Source organism: Erythrobacter sp., assembly GCF_038133525.1.
Taxonomy (GTDB): domain Bacteria; phylum Pseudomonadota; class Alphaproteobacteria; order Sphingomonadales; family Sphingomonadaceae; genus Qipengyuania.
Window position 1 is genome coordinate 922 of record NZ_JAYPTL010000133.1, and the last position, 1,566, is coordinate 2,487.

A 1,566-nucleotide genomic window follows, 5' to 3' on the forward strand; every position below is an offset into this window, starting at 1 on the left:
ACGTTCAGCCCACGCCCTGTAATCTGTCAATGTCAATTGCGTGGGCGGCAGACCCGCGCGAGGCTGCTGACCTTCGCTGCGCCGCTTCGCGAACGAGGTTTCGGGTACCGCGCCGCTCTCGTCGCGATTATTGCCCGCCACATAAGTGATGTCAGGCAGCGGGCCGCTGGACAACGCGTAAGAAACGCTCGTCGGTATGACGACCCCGTCCTGCACCGGACGAAACAGCGGCGGCTTGGCCCAGCTACCGCTGTCGATGCTCATGTCCATCGCGGTGCTGCCTTCCATCAGCTTTCGCCAGTCCAGCTGGCGGAGCTGCGCGGGCGAACTGGCGCCATGGGCGCTCGCATAGGCTGCGCCCTGTTCCAGCGCGGTATCCCGATGGCGGTAGGATGTGGCGAGATAGCGCAATGCCGGGTCGCCCGGATCGCGGACCTGGCTTTGGCTGATCGCATGGCGAAATAGTCCCTGACTTATTGGCGATAGCGACAGAAATTGCACGCTTCCCGCCCCGGCGGACTGGCCCGCGATAGTCACGTTGTCGGGGTCGCCGCCAAAGGCGGCGATATTGCGCTTCACCCATTTGAGAAGCGCGATCGAGTCGAGCAGGCCATAATTGCCCGAACTGCCGTCACCGCTCTCCGCGCTCAACTCCGGCGTCGACAGAAAGCCCAAAGGGCCCAATCGATAGTTATATGGGATGACGACAAGCCCCTTTCTGGCCAGAGCCTCACCGTCGAAGTTCGGGTCGGCCCCATAGCCTTCGTTGAATCCGCCGCCGTAGATCCAGACGAAAACAGGTCGATGCTCGGCCGCGCTGCTCGCAGCGGTCCATATATTGGCGGTCAGACAATCCTCGTCCATCGGCAGATCGATGGGTGAACGAAGATGTTGCGGACAGACGGGGCCAAACGCTGAAGCATCGCGAACCCCCTCCCATGCAGCCGGGCGCTGCGGCGGGCGCAGCCTGAGGTCGCCCGTTGGCGGTTTCGCATAGGGAATGCCGCGATAGACGGCGATTTCGGCATCGCGCCCCCTGACACCCGATAAGGCACCGGTATCGACCCGACTTTCAAGCAACGGCACCGGTCCGTTCGGACCGGCAGGCTGCGGCCCCGCTTGTGCAAGGGGCTGACATGCCGCCGTCGCTGCAAGGATCAGAAAGGCAGGGATCATGCGGTTATTTGCTTTGTGCATCTCAGGATTCTCTCGCCAGGCTCATGTTCGAACAGCTTCGATTTGCAAGGATGCGCGTTTCGTCGCGTGAAATCGCCACGTTACAAATGGAACTTATAGCTTGGACTGACCAATCAATACCGTCACTCGCGCGAAATTTCCTTATGCCGGACCCTGCAGAAACGTTGGTCGCGCTGCACGACACGCGATCGATGGCAATAAGAAAAGACGGGTTCCTGCAAAGGGTCTGGAATACGACCCAAACGCAGATAAATCCCGCTTTGTCAGGGAGATAGAAATGACGAGCCGATATTTGACCGCTGCCGCCTGGCTTATGTCCGGCGTAAGCCTGACCTGCCTTCCTTCTATCGCCATGGCACAGGATAATGC

1 protein-coding gene is annotated in these 1,566 nt (G+C 60.3%); it reads right to left on the minus strand.

The genetic code is table 11. The annotated features are described in order from the left end of the window. Positions 1–1,176: carboxylesterase family protein (locus tag AAFM29_RS17090; protein ID WP_341713933.1), on the minus strand; the 1,176-nt coding region annotated here is incomplete at its 3' end. Positions 1,177–1,566 lie beyond the last annotated feature (390 nt).